General features: G+C 65.9%; 14 protein-coding genes. 4 read left to right on the plus strand and 10 right to left on the minus strand.

Going from position 1 to position 18,508, the window contains the following annotated elements; all coding sequences use genetic code 11:
• Window positions 1-2 precede the first annotated feature (2 nt).
• From KW836_RS07630 to KW836_RS07655, 6 genes are all read right to left on the minus strand, one after another.
• A complete protein-coding gene (locus KW836_RS07630; RefSeq protein ID WP_218342884.1) occupies window positions 3-908 on the minus strand; it encodes an ABC transporter permease in 906 nt (301 codons plus the stop codon).
• Between the two features lie 10 nt (window positions 909-918).
• Window positions 919-1,860 (minus strand): ABC transporter permease, encoded by a 942-nt coding sequence (locus KW836_RS07635; protein WP_175122498.1) that lies wholly within the window; start codon window positions 1,858-1,860, stop codon window positions 919-921.
• A gap of 66 nt (window positions 1,861-1,926) precedes the next feature.
• On the minus strand, window positions 1,927-3,492 hold the full coding sequence (locus KW836_RS07640) for an ABC transporter substrate-binding protein (protein WP_175122499.1): 1,566 nt from the start codon (window positions 3,490-3,492) through the stop codon (window positions 1,927-1,929).
• Between the two features lie 79 nt (window positions 3,493-3,571).
• Entirely contained in the window at window positions 3,572-5,083 is a 1,512-nt protein-coding gene (locus KW836_RS07645) for a M81 family metallopeptidase (protein WP_218342885.1), read from the minus strand.
• 230 nt (window positions 5,084-5,313) lie between these two features.
• Window positions 5,314-6,807: a CoA-acylating methylmalonate-semialdehyde dehydrogenase gene (locus KW836_RS07650; RefSeq protein WP_175137804.1), complete on the minus strand. Its 1,494-nt coding sequence runs from the start codon at window positions 6,805-6,807 to the stop codon at window positions 5,314-5,316.
• A 105-nt stretch (window positions 6,808-6,912) separates the two neighbouring features.
• Window positions 6,913-8,238 carry an aspartate aminotransferase family protein gene (locus KW836_RS07655; protein WP_218342886.1) on the minus strand — a complete coding sequence of 442 codons (1,326 nt, stop codon included), beginning with the start codon at window positions 8,236-8,238 and terminating at the stop codon, window positions 6,913-6,915.
• 158 nt (window positions 8,239-8,396) lie between these two features.
• Between KW836_RS07655 and KW836_RS07660 the strand changes: the two genes are divergently transcribed.
• The gene (locus tag KW836_RS07660; protein ID WP_175122503.1) at window positions 8,397-9,815 is read left to right on the plus strand and encodes a PLP-dependent aminotransferase family protein; all 1,419 of its coding nucleotides are present in this window, start codon (window positions 8,397-8,399) and stop codon (window positions 9,813-9,815) included.
• 70 nt (window positions 9,816-9,885) lie between these two features.
• On the opposite strand, the gene KW836_RS07665 is transcribed toward KW836_RS07660, so the two are convergent.
• From KW836_RS07665 to KW836_RS07680, 4 genes are all read right to left on the minus strand, one after another.
• The gene (locus KW836_RS07665; RefSeq protein WP_175122504.1) at window positions 9,886-10,371 is read right to left on the minus strand and encodes a dihydrofolate reductase; all 486 of its coding nucleotides are present in this window, start codon (window positions 10,369-10,371) and stop codon (window positions 9,886-9,888) included.
• A gap of 70 nt (window positions 10,372-10,441) precedes the next feature.
• Entirely contained in the window at window positions 10,442-12,505 is a 2,064-nt protein-coding gene (locus KW836_RS07670) for a bifunctional diguanylate cyclase/phosphodiesterase (RefSeq protein ID WP_218342887.1), read from the minus strand.
• 407 nt (window positions 12,506-12,912) lie between these two features.
• Window positions 12,913-13,884, minus strand: a complete 972-nt coding sequence (locus KW836_RS07675; RefSeq protein ID WP_175122506.1) for a thymidylate synthase — start codon at window positions 13,882-13,884, stop codon at window positions 12,913-12,915.
• A gap of 114 nt (window positions 13,885-13,998) precedes the next feature.
• Window positions 13,999-14,442 (minus strand): OsmC family protein, encoded by a 444-nt coding sequence (locus KW836_RS07680; protein ID WP_218342888.1) that lies wholly within the window; start codon window positions 14,440-14,442, stop codon window positions 13,999-14,001.
• Window positions 14,443-14,565: 123 nt separating this feature from the next.
• Between KW836_RS07680 and coq7 the strand changes: the two genes are divergently transcribed.
• The 3 genes from coq7 (at window position 14,566) to tviB (ending at window position 18,501) form a co-directional block, all read left to right on the plus strand.
• Window positions 14,566-15,243: a 2-polyprenyl-3-methyl-6-methoxy-1,4-benzoquinone monooxygenase gene (gene coq7 / locus KW836_RS07685; RefSeq protein WP_218342889.1), complete on the plus strand. Its 678-nt coding sequence runs from the start codon at window positions 14,566-14,568 to the stop codon at window positions 15,241-15,243.
• Between the two features lie 780 nt (window positions 15,244-16,023).
• Complete coding sequence (locus KW836_RS07690) at window positions 16,024-17,130, plus strand: glycosyltransferase (RefSeq protein WP_175122509.1); 1,107 nt, start codon at window positions 16,024-16,026, stop codon at window positions 17,128-17,130.
• A gap of 93 nt (window positions 17,131-17,223) precedes the next feature.
• Entirely contained in the window at window positions 17,224-18,501 is a 1,278-nt protein-coding gene (tviB, locus tag KW836_RS07695; protein WP_175122510.1) for a Vi polysaccharide biosynthesis UDP-N-acetylglucosamine C-6 dehydrogenase TviB, read from the plus strand.
• Window positions 18,502-18,508: the final 7 nt, after the last annotated feature.

An 18,508-nucleotide genomic window follows, 5' to 3' on the forward strand; every position in this document is an offset into this window, starting at 1 on the left:
CATCAGATCCTGCGCACCATTTTCGGGTCCAGCGCGTCGCGCAAGGCGTCGCCCAGGATGTTCACGCTGAGCACGGCCAGCGACAGGAACAGTCCGGGGAACAGGATCAGGCCGGGCAGCATGCGGAAGTACATGCGGCCTTCGGACATGATGTTGCCCCAGGACGCGATCTCGGGCGGGATGCCCGCGCCCAGGAAGCTCAGGATGGCTTCGGTCAGCATGGCGGACGCGAAGACGTACGTGCCTTGCACCGTCAGCGGCGCGATGGTGCTGGGCACCATGTGCCGCCACAGCAGCAGCGGCAGCGGGGTGCCCAGCGCCAGGGCGGCCTCCACGTAGGGCTCTCCGCGCACGCTCAGGATCTGGCCGCGCACCAGCCGCACCACCCGCGGGATTTCCGGAATGGTGATGGCCACGAGCACGGTCGTGATGCTGGCGCCGGTGACCGACACCAGCGCGATCGCCAGCAGAATGCCGGGGATTGCCATGATGGCGTCCATCGTGCGCATGATGGGGCCGTCCAGCGACCGGAACCAGCCGGCGATGACGCCGATGACGAGCCCGAGGGCCACGCTGACCAAGGCAGCGCCCAGGCCCGCGATCAACGAGATGCGCGCGCCGTAGGCCACGCGCGACCAGACGTCGCGCCCGAACGCGTCGGTGCCCAGGAAATAGTCGGTGAAGGGCTGCTTCAGGCGCCCGCCCGGGTTGAGTTGGGTGGGATCGACCGTGCCCAGCAGCGGCGCAAAAATGGCGATGAAGACAATCGCCGCCAGCACCACCAGCGCCAGCATGACGGGCCAGCTCTTGAGTCCCTGGCGGATCTGCCGCCAGGCGGTGATGTGGGGCGTGCCGCCTCCGGGGAGGTCGGCGGCCGCCTGCGCGGCGGCGTCGGTTGGCGTTTGCATGCTCATGGCGTCAGTACCGGATACGCGGGTCGAACACCGTGTAGGCGCAATCGACAACCAGATTGATGAACACGTAGACGAACGCGAAGAAAAGCGTCAGGCCCTGGATGACCGGGTAGTCGCGCGCCAGCACGGCTTCCACCACCAGCCGGCCGAGGCCGGGGATGTTGAAGACCGATTCGGTGACGACGACGCCGCTGATCAAGAGCGCGATGCCCACGCCCACGACGGTGGCGATGGGCACGGCGGCATTGCGCAGCGCATGGCCGAGCAGCACGCCGGTTTCGCCCAGGCCCTTGGAGCGCGCGGTGCGGATGAAGTCCTCGCCCATGACCTCGATGACGCTGGTGCGCGTGATGCGCGCGATCAGCGCCACATACACGGTGGACAAAGCGAGCGAGGGCAGGATGAGCCGGTGCAGGAACGGCCAGAATCCCTTCTCAAGCGGCACGTAGCCCTGCACGTTGAACCAGCCCAGCTTGATGGCGAAGGCCCAGATCAGCAGGTAGCCGGTGACGAACACCGGCACCGAGAACCCCAGCACCGAGAAACCCATGACGGCGCGGTCCAGCAGCTTGCCTTGCCGCCAGGCGGCCAGTACGCCCAGCGGAATGGCGACGAGCAGCGTGAAGACCAGCGTCAGCACCGCCAGGCTCATCGACGGTTCAAGGCGCTGCGCGATCAGCTTGGTGACCGGCACGCCGGACATGAGCGAGGTGCCCAGGTCGCCCTGCAGGAGCTTGCCGCCCCAGATGAAGAACTGTTTGACCACCGGCTGGTCCAGGCCCATCGTCTGCCGTATCTGGACGATACGTTCGGGCGTGGCGCCGTCGCCCGCCATGATGATGGCCGGATCCCCGGGGCTGAAACGCAATATCGCAAAGACCACCACCGCGACCATCACCAGAACCGGGATGGTCGCGAGGAGCCGGCGTGAGACAAATGCCAGCATGTATTTCCCCCTGTACCAATTAGGCCTGCGCGGACTGCTTGCTGCGGCGCGCAGGCCCCGAGCCCATCAAGGGGCCTTTTTGACGTTCCAGAACGCGAAGACCGGCGCGTGCACCAAGCCCGACAGCTTGGTCGAGTAGACGGTGGGCACGGACATCTGGCCCAGCGGCACGTACAGGCCTTCGTCGATGCCGATGCGCTGCACTTCCTCGGAGATCTTCTTCTGCTCGGCCGGATCCGAAGTCAGCGCCATCTTGGTGCGCAGTTCTTCGATCTGGGGGAACTCGGGCCAGCCGAACCACGCGTTGTCGCCGTTTGCAGCCGCGGGGGCGGAGCGCACCGGGTCCATCACGTCGGTGGCGTACCAGTTGGTGTTGTGGACGTTCCAGCCGCCTTCGGCCGGCGCGGCCTTGGAGGCGCGGCGCGTGGCCACGCTTTGCCAGTCCATCGCCGCCAGGTTGACGTTGAAGCCCGCCTTGCGCAGCGCCGCGGCCATCACGACCGGTTGCGCGGACAGCGTGCCCACGTCGGTGGCGTGCATGACGAGGATGGGCGTGTTGTCGTAACCCGCTTCCTTGAGCAGCGCCTTGGCCTTTTCGATGTTCGACGGGACGACCATGTCCTTGCCGATATCACTTTCCAGCGGCGTGCCGCAGCCCCACAGCGAGGCGCAGGTCTTCCAGTACTTGGGATTGCCGACCAGCGCCTTCATCACGTCTTCCTGGCCGATCGCGTACATGGCGGCCTGGCGGATCTTCTTGTTGTTGAAGGGCGGGTACTTGAAGTTGAAGCGGTACATCGTGAAGTAGCCGACCGGGCTGAGCGATTCTTCCTTCAGGTCCGGGTTGCCTTCGATCATCGGCAGCAGGTCGTACGGGAACTGTTCGACGAAATCGATCTCGCCGCCGAGCAGCGCGTTGGCGGTCGTCAGTGCATCGGGCATCACGTCCCATTCGACCTTGTCGACGTGCACGACCTTGCCGCCAGCCAGGCCGCTGACGGGCTCCTTGCGCGGCACGTAATCGGCGTTCTTGACGTAGACGGTCTTCACGCCCGGCTTGAATTCCGCGACCTTGAACGGGCCGGAGCCCGTCATGTCGGTGATGGGCTTGCCGATGGCCTGTTCAGCGATGCGCTTGGGCATCATGAACGGCGCGGTGCCGGTGGGCTTGGACAGGGCGCGCAGCGCCAGGTCCGTGGGTTCCTTCATGACGATGCGAAAGCTCTTGTCGTCGATGACTTCGATCTTGTCGGTGAACTTGAGCAGCGTGCGGCCCATGCCGTCGCCGGCGGCCCAGCGCTTGATCGACGCCACGCAGTCCTCGGCGGTCACCGGCTGGCCGTCATGCCATTTCTGGCCGGGGCGCAGCGTCATGGTGTAGGTCTTGCCGTCGGGCGAGACTTCCCACTTCTCAAGCATCTGCGGCTGTACCTTGTTGTCGGCATCGGTGGCCAGCAAGGTGTCGTAGATCATGTAGCCGTGCCACGTCGTGATGTAGGCGGTGGTGGCGTGCGGATCGGTCAGGCGCAGCGGTGAGTGCATCACCGTCTTGATGACGGTCTCGGCATAGGCCCCATGTGCCATGGCGAGAGTGACGCCGGCGAGCGCGGCCGCTCGGACAAACTTGAGCATGTATTTCCCCTTGAAGCGTAGTGAGCGGCGCGTGGGCCGCTACGTCGTTGACGCGCCGCGTTCAAGCGGCGCGCGAGGGTCAGGCTGTCGCAGCGGACCGGCCGTCAAACACCGGCCCGCAAGGCGCCATTCTGATGCCGGGACGCAACCGTGTCCATGGTTGTTTTGCCGCATCCATCAGCATGGAGCCGGGCGCCGCGCAGACCAGAATCGTGTGCGCGATGGGCGTGAAATCGGCGCGAAAATGCGCCGAACTCTTGACCACCAGGATGGCGGCGCGCGTGGGCTCCACGCCCGCAAATCGGAACATCTCCTGGTCAGCCATCTGCACCTTGTTCGAGGCCAGGATGATGCGCACGCCGCCGATGCGCAGGCACGCGCTGGGCCCCAGATCCATGTGAAAGCCGCGATAGAACGCACCATGCGTATCGAAGCGTCCTTCCGAAGTTTTCTCGACGATGAACTCGGTGTCCAGCGGTTCGTCGTGGGGAATACCCGAATGTCCACCCAGTGCAATGCGCACCGTGTTGCCTGCACCAGCGCGGTGGGCGGCCAGCGCGGCGGCGGGGTCCACAATCAGACCAATGGCCGTATCGCGCGCATCGTGGCGGATCAGCGCGCGCAGTACGCCGGTGGTATCGGAACTGCCGCCCGCGCCGGGGTTGTCCTGCGCGTCGGCGATGACGACGGGTTTGGAGGCATCGCGCGCCAGCCGCAACGCTTCCTGCACGGCTTCGTCCGGCGTGTAGAGCTTGCCGCCGAAGTCCTGTTCGGCATTCATCACCGCGCGCGTCATCTCGTCGGCGGCGGCATCGGCCTCGGCTTGCGTCATGCCGTAGGCCCAGACCGTGGGCGCGCATTCGGGAAAGTCCGCGGCCGGAAACCCGGTCGCAAAGGAAACGCTGGCCGCGCCCCGCGCTTCAAGATCGCCCACCAGCTGATACAGGCTGCGCGCCGGCTCGATGTCGGTGGACTGCCAGCACAGGGGAATCAAAAAGGGCAGGCTGCGCAACGCCACGTAATGCCGCGGCATGCCGCCCAGCCGCTGCGCCAGCAGGCCGGCGGCGCGCTGCCCGGTTTCGGCCATGTCGATGTGGGGATAGGTGCGGTAGCAGACCAGCGCATCGGCATGGCGCACCATCGCGCGCGTCACGTTGGCGTGCAGGTCCAGACTGGCCACGACCGGCACGTTGGGGCCCACCAGTTCACGCACACGCTTGAGCAGCTCGCCTTCACCGTCATCAAGATGCTCGGTGACCATGGCGCCGTGCAGATCCAGATACACGCCATCCAGCGGCATCGCCTGCGACAGCCCTTGCAGAATCATTGCGCTGATGCGCTCGAACGCATCACGGGTCACATGCCCCGAAGGACTCGCCGCCGCCCACGTCGTGGGAATCAACGCATGCTGCCCCATGGCCTCGATAAATCCCGCCACCGGGATATTGGCTCCCGCCACTGCCTCAAACATCGCGGGCCCGCTGACCAGCTTCGGCCACCCCCCACCCTTGTCCGCAAAATCCTCCCACGCCGCGCGCGATGGCGCGAACGTATTGGTCTCATGCTGAAAGCCGCCGATCCCGATGCGCATCAGGTTTCCCCTTGTCGTACAGATATTCGGAAGGCGCGGCGAAGCGCCGCGCAGTTCAGTGCTTCAAGGCGCTACTCCACCGCCCGCAACTCAATTCGAGACACCGCGTACGAGGCACAGCGCCACGACCTGGCAATACCGCCCCGAGCGGGGTCGCGCGGATCCGGGCTCCGCCGGTCCGCTGCGACGCCCCCCTGGGGGGGAGGCGCTGCGCGCCTCGGGGGGGGGGCTCACTTAGCGACGGGCATGGTGAATTCGGCGCCCTTGGCGATGCTGTCGGGCCAGCGTTGCATCACGCTCTTGTAGCGCGAGTAGAAACGGATTCCTTCCTCGCCGTACGCATGATGATCGCCGAACAGCGAGCGCTTCCAGCCGCCGAACGAATGCCACGCCATCGGCACGGGGATCGGCACGTTGATGCCCACCATCCCCACCTTGATCTGCCGGGCAAACGCGCGCGCCACGCCGCCGTCGGAAGTGAAGCACGCCACGCCATTGCCGAACTCATGCGCATTGATCAGCTCCACCGCGCTGGCAAAGTCGGGCACGCGCACGATGCACAGCACCGGTCCGAAAATCTCTTCGCGGTAGATGTTCATGGCGGGCTTGACGTTGTCGAACAGCGTGCCGCCCAGGAAGAATCCCTTCTCGTTGCCTGCCACCTTCAGGTCGCGGCCGTCCACCACCAGATCGGCGCCGCTGGCGATGCCGTCCTCGATGTAGCCCATCACCTTCTTGCGGTGCTGCGCGGTCACCAGCGGGCCCATCTCGGCGTCCGACTGCATGCCGTCCTTGACGATCAGCGCCTTGACGCGCGGCGTGAGGCGTTCGACGACCTTGTCGGCCACGTCGCCCACCGCCACGGCCACCGAGATCGCCATGCAGCGCTCGCCCGCGGAACCGTAGGCCGCGCCCATCAGCGCATCGGTCACCTGATCCAGATCCGCATCGGGCATGACCACCAGGTGGTTCTTGGCGCCGCCCAGCGCCTGCACGCGCTTGCCGCGCTTGGTGCCTTCGGCGTAGATGTATTCGGCAATCGGCGTGGAGCCGACGAAGGACAGGGCCTCGACATCGGGGTGCGAGATCAGCGCGTCAACGGCCAGCTTGTCGCCGTGGACCACGTTGAAGACGCCCGGGGGCAGGCCGGCTTCGGTGAGCAGTTCGGCCAGGCGCACGGACGCGGACGGATCGCGTTCCGACGGCTTGAGCACGAAGGTGTTGCCGCAGGCGATGGCGACCGGGAACATCCAGCACGGCACCATCATCGGGAAATTGAACGGCGTGATGCCGGCCACGACGCCCAGCGCCTGACGCATGCTCCAGTTGTCGATGCCGCCGCCGATCTGGTCGGAGTACTGACCCTTGAGCAGTTGCGGAATGCCGCAGGCGAACTCGACGATCTCGATGCCGCGCATCACTTCGCCCTTGGCGTCCGAGAACACCTTGCCGTGCTCGCGCGTGATCAGTTCGGCCAGTTCATCCTGGTGCTGGTCCAGCAGCGCCTTGAAGTTGAAGAGGATGCGGGCGCGCTTGAGCGCCGGGGTCTCGGACCAGGCCGGAAACGCCGCCTTGGCGGCGGCCACGGCCAGCGCCACGTCGTCGTTGGACGCCAGCGGGATCGACGAGGAGATCTCGCCGGTGGCCGGGTTGAAGCCGTCGGCGTAGCGGCTGTTGCCGCCGTCGTAGGGTTGGCCGTTGATGAAATGGGGAATCTTCTTCATGGATGCAAGGCTCGGTGATTCGTCAAAAATGCGGTTGGGCGGCCTGGGCCGCCCATGTGCGGGTCTGTTGCGCCGCGCGCCATGCGGGCGTGCGGCGGGGGAGGATCAGGCTACCTCTTTCAGGATCTTGCCGATCTGCTCGAAGATCTGGCCGATCTGCGCCTCGTCGATGATGAGCGGCGGCGAGACGGCGATGATGTCGCCCGTGTAGCGCACCATCAAGCCGCTGTCGAAGCAGCGCTGGAAGACTTCGGCGGCGCGCGCGCCGGGGGCGCCCGCGCGCGGCGCCAGTTCAATGCCGGACACCAGGCCCAGGTTGCGCACGTCGATGACATGGGGCGCGCCCTTCAGGCTGTGCGCGGCTTCCTGGAACGCGCCCGACAGCTTGCGGGCGCGGCCGAAGAGGTCCTCGCGGCGATAGATGTCCAGCGTGGCCAGGATGGCGGCGGCGGCCAGCGGGTGCGCCGAATAGGTGTAGCCGTGGAAGAACTCGATGCCGCCCGCGGGGCCGTTGACGATGGCGTCGTGCACTTCGCGCTTGACCGCGACGGCGCCGGCGGGAACGGCGGCGTTGCTCACGCCCTTGGCCATGGCGATGATGTCCGGCGTCACGCCAAAGAACTCGGAGGCCGTGGCGGCGCCCAGACGGCCGTACGCGGTGATGACCTCATCGAAAATCAGCAGGATGCCGTGCTTGGCGGTGATCTCGCGCAGCTTTTCCAGGTAGCCCTTGGGCGGAATCAGCACGCCCGTGGAGCCGGCCATGGGCTCGACGATCACCGCGGCGATGGTCGACGCATCGTGCAGGGCGATGATGCGCTCAAGTTCTTCGGCCAGGTGCGCGCCCCGCGCGGGCTGGCCCTTCGAGTAGGCGTTCTGCTCGATGTTGTGGGTGTGGGGCAGGTGGTCCACGGCGGGCAGCAGGGCGCCCGAAAACGTCTTGCGGTTGGCCGAGATGCCGCCCACCGAGATGCCGCCAAAGCCCACGCCGTGATAGCCGCGCTCGCGGCCGATGAGGCGCGTGCGCTGGCCTTCGCCGCGCGCGCGGTGGTAGGCCAGGGCGATCTTCAGCGTGGTGTCGACTGATTCAGAGCCCGAGTTCGTGAAGAACACACGGTCCAGCCCCTGCGGCATCAGGCCCGCGACGGCGGTGGCGGCCTCGAAGGCGAGCGGGTGGCCCAGCTGGAAGCCCGGGGCGTAGTCCATGACGCCGGCCTGGCGGGCGATGGCTTCGACGATCTCTTCGCGGCCGTGGCCGGCATTGACGCACCACAGGCCCGCCGTGCCGTCCAGGATCTGGCGGCCGTCCGTGGACGTGTAGTACATGCCCTTGGCCTTGGCCAGCATGCGCGGTTGGGCCTTGAACTGCTTGTTGGCCGTAAAGGGCATCCAGAGATGGGACAGGTCGGGCAACTGGGCGGGGGCGCTCATGGTGACTCCAGAAGGGGGATAACCGCGGCCGCCGCGAAACGCGCGCGGGCAGCGGGATTCGGACGATTCTGGAACGTCCCGCAGGGAATGAAAATATACAATCCGCGCATTTGCCGCTAACTGTATAGTCGAGAGCGTTGCAACTGTACAGTTAGCCCGTGATCGACTTTCAACCCGTCCGCGGCCGCGGGGCCGCGCCCACCCTCGTCGAACAGCTCGTCGCGGCCATTCTGCGCGCCGTCGAGGCGCAGACCCTGCGTCCGGGTATGTCCCTACCCTCGGTCCGCGAGTTTGCGCGCCAGTACGGCGTCAGCACTTTCACCGTGGCCAGCGCCTACAGCCGGCTGGTGTCGCAGGGCTGGCTGGCGGCGCGTCCCGGCGCGGGCTACCGGGTGGCGTCGCCCGACGCGCCCGCCCGCCGGGTCGAACCCCTGTCCTGGGAACCGCCGCGGCTGAACGCGGGCTGGCTGCTGTCGGACATCTTTGCCGACCACTCCATCCCCATCAAATCGGGCTGCGGCTGGCTGCCCGGCGAATGGCTGAACGAAGAAGGGCTGCACCTGGCGCTGCGCCATATGGGGCGCGTGCCCGCGATGCGGATCGCCAACTACGGCCATCCCTACGGCTACGCGCCGCTGCGCGAGACCATCGCGGCAAGTCTGAGCGCGCAGGGCATGGAAGTCGAGGCGTCGCAGGTGCTGCTGACGCAGGGGGTGACCCACGGGCTGGACACGGTGATCCGCACGCTGCTGCGGCCGGGCGACACGGTGGTCGTCGAGCAGCCGGCCTACGCGAATCTCCTGCAGATGCTGCGCCTGGCCGGTCTGCGCGTGATCGCGGTGCCGCGCACGGTCGACGGCCTGGACTGCGACGCGCTGGAGCGCGTGGCCGCCCAGCACCGGCCGCGCGCGCTTTTCATCAATACGGCGCTGCAGAATCCCTCGGGCGCCAGCATCACCATGGCCAACGCCTTCCGCATCCTGCAGGCGGCGGAGCGGCATGGGTTGTGGGTGGTGGAAGACGACATCTCGCGCGAACTGGCGCCGGGCGTGACGCCGATGCTGGCCGCGCTGGACGGCGCGCGCCGCGTCGTCTACCTGGGCGGCTATTCCAAGGTCATCAGCCCGTCGGTACGGGTGGGCTACGTGGTGGCGCATCGCGATCTGGTGCGCGACATCGCGCGCACCAAGATGGCGGTGGGCCTGACGACGCCCGAGATCATGGAGCGCATCGTGCACCAGGTCATCCGCGAGGGCCGCTACCGCGCCCACATCGCGCGCACCCGCGAGCGGCTGGCCGAGGCGCATACCGAGGTCGCCGAGCAGATGCGCCAGCACGGATTCGAAGTGTATGGAAAGCCGCAGGGCGGCCTGTTCCTGTGGGCGAAGGTGGCCGGGCAGTGGCGCGAACGGGGCGCCAATGGCCTGGCGGAGCTGGCGCTCAAGGACGGCATCTGGCTGGCGCCCGGTTCGTACTTCGAAGCGGACGAGGCCGACACGGCGTGGGTGCGCTTCAACGTGGCGTACTCGGCGGCGCCCGCGCTGTGGCGGTTCATGCGCAACGCGGGGGCGGCGTAGTTCGGCTCGATGCGTTCGGGGCGATGCGTCAGTGCCGATGCATCAACTTCGATGCGTCACGCCTGAATCCTCACGCGCGTTCGTACGTGACGAAATCGTAGTCGTAGCCGTTTTCGGCAGGCTGCTTCTCGCGCGCTGTTTCCTTCCACTGGAAAGACGGCAGCAGCGGAAAGAACGCGTCGCCGTCGACGTCGGCATGGACCTCGGTGGCCAGCACGCGCCGGGCCAGCGGCAGGGCCTGCGCGTAGATCTGCGCGCCGCCGATCACGAAGGCTTCGTCGATGTCGCCGCAGGCGGCCACCGCGGCTTCCAGCGTGGGCGCCAGGATGGCGCCGGCGGCGCTGAAATCGGGATTGCGGCTGATGACGATGTTGCTGCGGCCGGGCAGGGGACGGCCCAGCGAGTCCCACGTCTTGCGGCCCATGATGATGGGGTGGCCCAGCGTGCTGCGCTTGAAATGGGCCAGATCGCCCGGCAGTTTCCAGGGCAGGGCGTTGTCGCGGCCGATGGCGCGGTTGGTGGAATAGGCGACGATCAGGGTAAGACTGGCGGGCATGCGTGCTTGCAACGGTAAGGGTTGAGCCGGAACGACCCCGTAAGCGTAGCAAATTGCGGGGGCCCGCCCGTCAGGTCGCCGCGTGTTCCAGGAACTCGGTGGCCGGCATGGGCTTGCCCAGCAGAAAGCCCTGCAGCGAGTCGCAGCCCAGTCCGGTCAGGAACTTCTGCTGCGCCGCGGTCTCGACGCCTTCGGCCACGATGCGCAGGTTGAGCTGCTGCGCCAGCGCCACGATGGCCGAGACGATGGCCGCATCTTCGTTGTCGTTGTCCAGCTGGTTCACGAAGCCGCGGTCGATCTTGAGTTCGGTCGCGGGCAGCCGCTTGAGATAAAGCAGGCTGGAATAGCCGGTGCCGAAATCGTCGATGGAGATCGTGACGCCCAGATCGGACAGGCGCTTGAGCACCGTCAGGCTGGCTTCCGCGTCGCGCATGGCGATCGATTCGGTCACTTCGATCGTCAGGCAGGCGGGCGGGACGCCATGCTTCGCCAATGCCGAGCGCACCGTCTCGACCAGGTTGGCATGTGAGAACTGCAGCGCCGAGATGTTGACGGCGATGGTCCAGTGGCCCTGGCCGACGTCGATCCATTCGCGCATCTGGCGGCAGGCTTCGTTGATGACCCATTCGCCGATCGACAGGATCAGGCCCGTTTTTTCTGCCGTGGGAATGAACTGGTCCGGGCCGACCAGGCCGCGCGTCGGGTGGTTCCAGCGCAGTAGCGCCTCGGCGCCCATGATGGGGCCGGCCGGCGCTTCGTACTTGGGCTGGTAATGCAGGACGAACTGGCCGCGCTCCTGCGCCAGCCGCAGGTCGTGCAGCAGCTCGATCTGCTCGTGGGCATCGGCGTTCATGGACGGTTCGAAGAAGCTGTAGCCCGTGCCGCCCAGCCGCTTGGCGTGGTACATCGCCGCGTCCGCATTGGTCAGCAGGGCGTGGGTGTCCTGGCCGTCGTTCGGATAGACCGCAATGCCCACGCTGGACGTCACCAGCACTTCGTGGCCGTAGACCGTGACGGGGCGTGCGATGGCGTCGATCAGCCGATCCGCGACGTTCGCGGCGTCAGTGGGTTCGATCACCTCGCTCAGCACGATGAACTCGTCGCCGCCCAGGCGCGCGACCGTGTCCTGCGTGCGCAAGGCCAGGCGGATGCGCTGCGCCAGATCGATCAGCAGCGCGTCGCCGGTGTGGTGTCCGTACGCGTCGTTGACCGCCTTGAAACCGTCCAGGTCAAAGAACAGCACCGCGAAATGGCCTCGGCGGCGGCTGGCGCTTTCGATGGCCTGCTCCATCCGGTCTTCCAGCAGGATGCGGTTGGGCAATTTGGTCAGCGTGTCGTGCAGCGCCAGTTGCACCAGCTCTTCGTTGGCTTCGGCCAGCGACGAGGCCAGCGCCGACGTGCGCGCCTCAAGCCGGTTGTCCAGCACGGCCACCACCAGCGCGATCGCCAGCACGCTCAGCGTGACCGCGGTCACGGCGATGGCCAGCCAGCCGGCAGAAATGCCTTCATCGGCCGCCATGCAGATGCTGCCCGCCGGAAAGCTCGCGGCTTCCATGCCCGTGTAGTGCATGCCCACGATCGCCAGGCCCATGACTCCGGCGGCCAAGGGGCGCGACAGCGCGACGCGCGGCGCGTCCTGACGCAGCCGGTAAGTGATCCACAGGGCTGCACCGGACGCGGCGATCGCGATCGCCACGGACAGCGCGAACCACGTCGGGTCGTAGTCGATGCCCGGCGACATGCGCATGGCGGCCATGCCGATGTAGTGCATCGCCGCGATGCCGGAACCCATCAGCAGCGCGCCCGCGGCCAGCCGGCCCCACGGCAGTTCGTCCTTGCAGACCATCCACAGCGCGAAGGCCGAGCATCCGATTGCGATGGCCAGGGACAGCACGGTCAGGGGCAGGTCGTAGCCCATGGGGATGGGCAGGCTGAATGCCAGCATGCCCACGAAGTGCATCGACCAGATGCCGATGCCCATCGCGAACGCGCCGCCCGCCAGCCAGAATTTCGCGGCGGGCAGCCCGCTCGACGCCTTCACGCGGTTGGCCATGCCCAACGCCGTATACGACGCCAGGATGGCGACCCCTAAGGATACGAGGACGAGCGAAGGGTTATAAGTTCCAACGAGCATTTGTGGGGTCCTGTCCTAAGCGCATACAGCCGCGGCGCGGGGCACGATTTTCAATTCAATTGGTAGTCAACAGTTGCAGTCCGGTCGCAAGGAGAATCCTGCTCGCGTCGCTGGCTTTTCTCACACTCTATTTATAGGGATGGGGAATTGGGCGCGGCAACGCCAGCGGTCGGCGCGGTTCGGGCGCTCGGCATGGCGCGCCCGAAGGGCCGGTCGAAAGCAACGGGGCGCGCGGCATGCTGGACGCGCGTCCGTGGCTAAGGGATGGGTTATACCGAAATCGCGCTTCCAGAAGCTCACCAATCTTCACCTGCTGCGGGGCGTGCAAGGAATCGGACGCCGGACGGGCGTCCGGCGTGTTGCTGATATGACCTGAAAGGCGGTCGCCGGCGCTGCCGGCGCAAGGGTCAGACGGCCATCGCGGCCGTCAGGGGCGCGTGGTGCGTGTAGCCCGACAACGAAAAGTCGCCGGGTTCGACCTTCTCGAGCCACTCGGGTTCGTAGCGGCCGGTCACGGCGAAATCGGGAATGCGGTCCGACAGCACGAGGCGTGGCGATTCATACGGCGTTCGCGTCAGTTGCTCGCGCAGCATCGGCAGGTGATTCTCATAGATATGCGCATCGCCGATGAAGTAGGTGAACCAGCGCGGGGTGTAGCCGGTCAGGCGCCCGACCAGGTGCAGCAGCGCCGCGCCTTCCGTCAGGTTGAACGGCGTGCCCAGGCCCACGTCATTGGACCGGATGTACAGGCACAGCGAGATCTCGCGCGTCGTTGCGTTGGGCAGGAACTGATAAAGCAGGTGGCAAGGCGGCAGCGCCATTTCCTCGATCTGCGCCCAGTTCCAGCCGTGGAACAGGATGCGCCGGTCGCCCGGGCGTTCGTGAATGGTGTCCAGACATTGCCGCAGCTGGTCGACCGCCTTGTACAGCAGCACCTTCGGCACGCCGCCTTCTTCAAGGTCGGCCACCTTGGCGTACCCGCGCGACAGCGCGTCTTCGATCTGCGCGGGGCGGCTGGCGTCCAGCATCTTGTAGGCCGGCCATTGGCGCCACTGCACGCCGTAGACCGGTCCCAGATCGTCAGGACCTTCGCGGTAGGGGTTGGCCAGCCACTGCGCGTTCTCGTTGGCGTTCTGGTCCCAGACCTTGCAGCCGAGTTCCCGGAATTCTGCCGCGCTGCGCGAGGCGCGCAGGAAACCCACCATTTCGCCAATGGCCGACTTGAACGCCAGCTTTTTGGTGGTGACGGCGGGAAAGCCCTGCTGCAGGTCAAAGCGCAGCGAGGCGCCCGGCATGCTGAGGGTGCGGATGCCGGTCCGGTTTTCCTGCCACGAGCCGGTGTCGAGGATGGATTGAACGAGGTCCAGGTATTGTTTCATGACGATCCTTGTGCCTGCGGTCCCGGGTCGGGAAGCAAGCGCGCCGCCGCGGACGTGCCGCGGCGGCGCCTATATATGGTGAATGCCGAATTACACCACGGCCGCGCGAGCGGCTCAGGCGGTAGCGGCAGCTTCCTGCGTGTCGACGATGTCGACGGAGAACGTCATTTCGGCGGTCTTTTCCAGCATGGCCGACGCCGAGCAGTATTTCTCGTGGGAAAGTTGCACGGCGCGTTCGACGGCCGCGCGCGGCAGGTTGGCGCCGGTGACGGTGAACGCGAAGTGAATCTTCGTGAAGACCTTGGGGTCGGTGCCGGCGCGCTCGGCCTGCAGCTTGACGCTGCAGCCCGAGACCGCGTGGCGGCCGCGCTTGAGGATCAGCACCACGTCATAGGCTGTGCAGCCGCCCGTGCCGGCCAGCAGCATTTCCATGGGGCGGGGCGCCAGGTTGTGGCCGCCGCCATCCACGGCGCCGTCCATCACGGCCACGTGGCCGCTGCCCGTGCTGGCGGTAAAGAGCATGCCGCTCGGGCCGCCCCAGTCGATCGTGCATTCCATTTCAGTGAGTCCTTGAGCTTGAGCGCAGTCAATGGCTGATGATACCCGTTGCGTACAATCCCGGGCAGGAGAACCCCACCCCGCATCAGGGGTGCAGGGCGTCCGCTTTGCCTAGGAGTTGCCATGTCCACCACGTTGTCCAAATCCGGCCCCGTTTCCCTGCGCCGCCGCCACGGTCCCCTGGATGCCCTGCTGGCCGAAACCGACCGTGCGCTGCGGGTGCTTTCGGGCAACGCCAGCGCCGGCCGCGCCTATCCCGCAACCGCCCAGGAATCGCCGCAAACCCTGTCCGTGCAAGAAAAACGCCACGCGGCGGGCCTCATGCGCGTCAACCACGTCGGCGAGGTCTGCGCCCAGGCGCTGTACCGCGGCCAGGCGTCGGTCTGCAAGGAACCCGGCCCGCGCGCGCTGCTGCTGAATGCCGCCACCGAAGAAGTCGACCATCTGGTGTGGTGCAACGAGCGCCTGAACGAATTGGGCAGCCGGCCCAGCCTGCTCAATCCGGTCTGGTACGCGGGCTCGTTCGCCCTGGGCGTCATGGCCAGCGTGGCCGGCGTGCCGCGCAATCTGGGCTTCATGGCCGAAACCGAAAAGCAGGTCGAAGCCCATCTCGACGAGCACCTGCGCACCTTGCCGGTGCAGGACGAACGCTCGCGCCAGATCGTGCAAAAGATGAAGGACGACGAGGCCCAGCACCGCGCCAGCGCAGAGCAGGCCGGGGGCGTGCCGCTCCCTGCACCCGTAAAAGTGGCCATGCGCGCCATGTCCAAGGTGATGACGATCACCGCCTATTGGATCTGACCGGCCACTTGAAACCGCATCTGATAAAAATGTTGCAATGCGCAAATTTGGCCGCCTCGTGGTGCGTGAAGCACCATTTTGGTGCGGCGGCCAGGGTGGGAATACCCGCTATTGTTCAGGGTTAGTCCGAAAGGGGAAAACCCCTTCGGCAAAAACCCCGTTTTTGGTCAGGGCATTGCCTGGTGCGGGTTTCCAGAGGGGCGCCGCGAATCTTGCAGCAAAAAAGCAACGTCGCAAACGCCTCTGAAAATAGATCAAAAAAAATCTTGCAACGCACAAAAAACGTAGGTACTATTCAGTCATTGGATGTTGAAACGCAGACGGCGCGGTGAAAACCCCGGAAGCGCAGCGAGCTGAAGTCCCCGCTCCCAACATGCCACGGTTGTCTCCTCCACCCTCCTCCTTTGGTGGATTTAGCCCGAGATCTCACGATCTCGGGCTTTTTTTTGTCCCGGATCGTTGCGTCCCTATTTGTAAGCGATGTCGGCAAAAAACCGCGCAGCGCAACGCCGCGCGGGGCCTCGGGGCCTTCGCGTTTTCCCTTGCATATTTCGCGTGCCCAGAGGCGGAACGCTCTACAATCCCCCACATGAAACCAGCACTGCCAGGCGCTCGCGCGCCAGCGCGTTCCAGTCACATGCGCGGCGGACGGATAACCCGCCTGCGCGCGTTACGTTCTGTGCCTCGGAATTGCACTTCCTTATCCCTCCCATATATGGGCGTTACACCTGCCTCCGATAATGGCGGGCCTGTCTCGATAGACCAACCAGAGGTGATCCAGTGACCTGGCTGTATATATGCGTGGTCGCGTTCATGGTGGGGGGACTCATCGTGGCGTCCGAGCGCTGGCATGGCGCTTTCACCGGCGATAGCGACCTCAACAAGCCCCAAGCCAATCACTCCCGCGCGACGCCCCGCGTCGGCGGTCTGGCGGTGCTTGCCGGTACGCTGGCTGGCCTGCTGGTCCTCGGACCCAGCAACATGACCCTGACCTGGCTGTGGCCCGCGCTCTTCGTCGCGGCGTTGCCCGTTTTCGTGGCCGGCCTGCTTGAAGACATTACCAAGGACATCGGCGCCAGCAAGCGTTTGCTGGCTGCTTTTCTATCTGCAGCCATCGCGTGGTGGCTGCTGGGCGGCGTCAGCCGCGTCGGCATGGCGCCTGTGGATTACGTGCTGTCGTACTGGCCCGTGTCGCTGCTGTTCACCATGTTCGCGGTGGGTGGCTGTACCCATGCGCTGAATATCGTTGACGGCATGAACGGCCTGGCCGGCATGGTCGCCACGTTGATGGCGGTCTCGATCAGCCTCGTTGCCCTGCAGGTCGGCGACGTGCCGATCTTCCTGGTGGCCGCGGCGCTGGCGTCGGCGACCTTGGGCTTCCTGGTGTGGAACTTCCCGTTCGGACGCGTGTTCCTGGGCGATGGCGGCGCGTACTTCCTGGGATTCATGCTGGCCGAACTGGCCGTGCTGCTGGTCGTGCGCAACCCGTCCGTGTCGCCGTTCTACGCCCTGGCGGTCCTGTTCTACCCCGTATTCGAAACCGGTTTCTCGATCTGGCGGCGCCGCTTCAAACGCGGCGTGCCGGTTGACCAGCCCGATGCGCTGCACCTGCACCAGCTCGTGTTCCGCCGTCTGGTCCGGGTGACCTTCAGCCGCGGCCGGCGCCATGCCGTCCCCGCGCTTTGCAATGCGCTGGCGTCCCCATACATGTGGGTGCTGGCGCTGATCGGGCTGGTGCCGGCCACGATCTGGTGGGACAACGCCTGGGCCCTGAGCGCCAGTCTGGTTGTCTTTGCCAGCGTCTATATCTGGCTGTATGCACGCCTGGTCTCCTGGCGCCGCCCGGGCTGGCTGTTGTTGCCGTCCGTGCTGCGAACCACCGAATAGTTCGAGTGCCCCGGCGATCGCCGCCGGGGGCTCGGTATCCATCACCAGACCATCTTTAAAATGCCGTAAACGTTCTACGGTGAAGGGAGAGTTATGTTGCGAATCCAGGATGTGAAACTCGCTGTCGTCGGCCTTGGCTACGTCGGTCTGCCCCTGGCCGTTGAGTTCGGCAAGAAGCGCCCGGTCATTGGCTTTGACATCAACACGCGCCGTATCGACGCGCTGAAGGCGGGCCACGACCATACGCTGGAAGTCAGCGACGCCGAGCTGGCCGAGGCCAGCCAGTTGAGCTACACCGCCGAACGCGCCGAACTGGGCGAGGCCAACGTGTTCATCGTGACCGTGCCCACCCCCATCGACGAGTACAAGCAGCCGGACCTGACCCCGCTGGTCAAGGCCAGCGAAACGATCGGCGCGGTGCTCAAGCGCGGCGACATCGTCATCTATGAATCCACCGTCTACCCCGGCGCCACCGAAGAAGACTGCGTGCCCGTCCTGGAGCGCGTGTCTGGCCTGAAGTACAACGTCGACTTCTTCGCCGGCTACAGCCCCGAGCGCATCAACCCGGGCGACAAGGAACACCGCGTCAGCACGATCAAGAAGGTCACCTCCGGCTCCACCCCGGAAGTCGCCACCCTGGTCGACCAGCTGTACAAGGAAATCATCACCGCCGGCACGCACAAGGCGTCCAGCATCCGTGTGGCCGAAGCCGCCAAGGTGATCGAAAACACGCAGCGCGACGTGAACATCGCGCTGATCAACGAACTGGCCCTGATCTTCAACAAGATGGGCATCGACACCGAAGCCGTGCTGCAGGCCGCTGGTACCAAATGGAACTTCCTGCCGTTCCGTCCGGGCCTGGTCGGCGGCCACTGCATTGGCGTGGACCCCTACTACCTGACCCACAAGGCGCAATCCATCGGCTACCACCCCGAGATCATCCTGGCGGGTCGCCGCTTGAATGACTCCATGGGCAGCTACGTGGTGTCGCAGCTGGTCAAGTGCATGACCAAGCGCCGCATCCACGTGCAAGGCGCCCGCGTGCTGGTGATGGGCCTGGCGTTCAAGGAAAACTGCCCCGACCTGCGCAACACGCGCATCGTGGACATCGTTCGCGAACTGGGCGACTACAACGTCGACGTGGACATCTACGATCCGTGGGTCGACACCGAAGAAGCCATGCACGAGTACGGCCTGACCCCGGTGGCCAAGCCCGAGGAAGGCAAGTATGACGCCGTGATCCTGGCCGTGGCGCACAACCAGTTCAAGGACATGGGCGCCGAAGGCATCCGCAAGCTCGGCAAGCCGCAACATATCCTGTACGACCTGAAGTACGTGCTGTCGCCCGCTGAATCCGACCTGCGTCTGTAAAAGGATT

The organism is Achromobacter sp. ACM05, assembly GCF_019218915.1.
GTDB classification, from domain to species: Bacteria; Pseudomonadota; Gammaproteobacteria; order Burkholderiales; family Burkholderiaceae_B; genus Achromobacter; species Achromobacter animicus.

What these genes read in the sequence shown, in the direction of transcription:
- KW836_RS07630 (WP_218342884.1), bottom strand. Translation starts at nt 908, where the DNA reads ATGCAAACGCCAACCGACGCCGCCGCGCAGGCGGCCGCCGACCTCCCC.
- KW836_RS07635 (WP_175122498.1), bottom strand. Translation starts at nt 1,860, where the DNA reads ATGCTGGCATTTGTCTCACGCCGGCTCCTCGCGACCATCCCGGTTCTG.
- KW836_RS07640 (WP_175122499.1), bottom strand. Translation starts at nt 3,492, where the DNA reads ATGCTCAAGTTTGTCCGAGCGGCCGCGCTCGCCGGCGTCACTCTCGCC.
- KW836_RS07645 (WP_218342885.1), bottom strand. Translation starts at nt 5,083, where the DNA reads ATGCGCATCGGGATCGGCGGCTTTCAGCATGAGACCAATACGTTCGCG.
- KW836_RS07650 (WP_175137804.1), bottom strand. Translation starts at nt 6,807, where the DNA reads ATGAAGAAGATTCCCCATTTCATCAACGGCCAACCCTACGACGGCGGC.
- KW836_RS07655 (WP_218342886.1), bottom strand. Translation starts at nt 8,238, where the DNA reads ATGAGCGCCCCCGCCCAGTTGCCCGACCTGTCCCATCTCTGGATGCCC.
- KW836_RS07665 (WP_175122504.1), bottom strand. Translation starts at nt 10,371, where the DNA reads ATGCCCGCCAGTCTTACCCTGATCGTCGCCTATTCCACCAACCGCGCC.
- KW836_RS07670 (WP_218342887.1), bottom strand. Translation starts at nt 12,505, where the DNA reads ATGCTCGTTGGAACTTATAACCCTTCGCTCGTCCTCGTATCCTTAGGG.
- KW836_RS07675 (WP_175122506.1), bottom strand. Translation starts at nt 13,884, where the DNA reads ATGAAACAATACCTGGACCTCGTTCAATCCATCCTCGACACCGGCTCG.
- KW836_RS07680 (WP_218342888.1), bottom strand. Translation starts at nt 14,442, where the DNA reads ATGGAATGCACGATCGACTGGGGCGGCCCGAGCGGCATGCTCTTTACC.
- coq7 (WP_218342889.1), top strand. Translation starts at nt 14,566, where the DNA reads ATGTCCACCACGTTGTCCAAATCCGGCCCCGTTTCCCTGCGCCGCCGC.
- tviB (WP_175122510.1), top strand. Translation starts at nt 17,224, where the DNA reads ATGTTGCGAATCCAGGATGTGAAACTCGCTGTCGTCGGCCTTGGCTAC.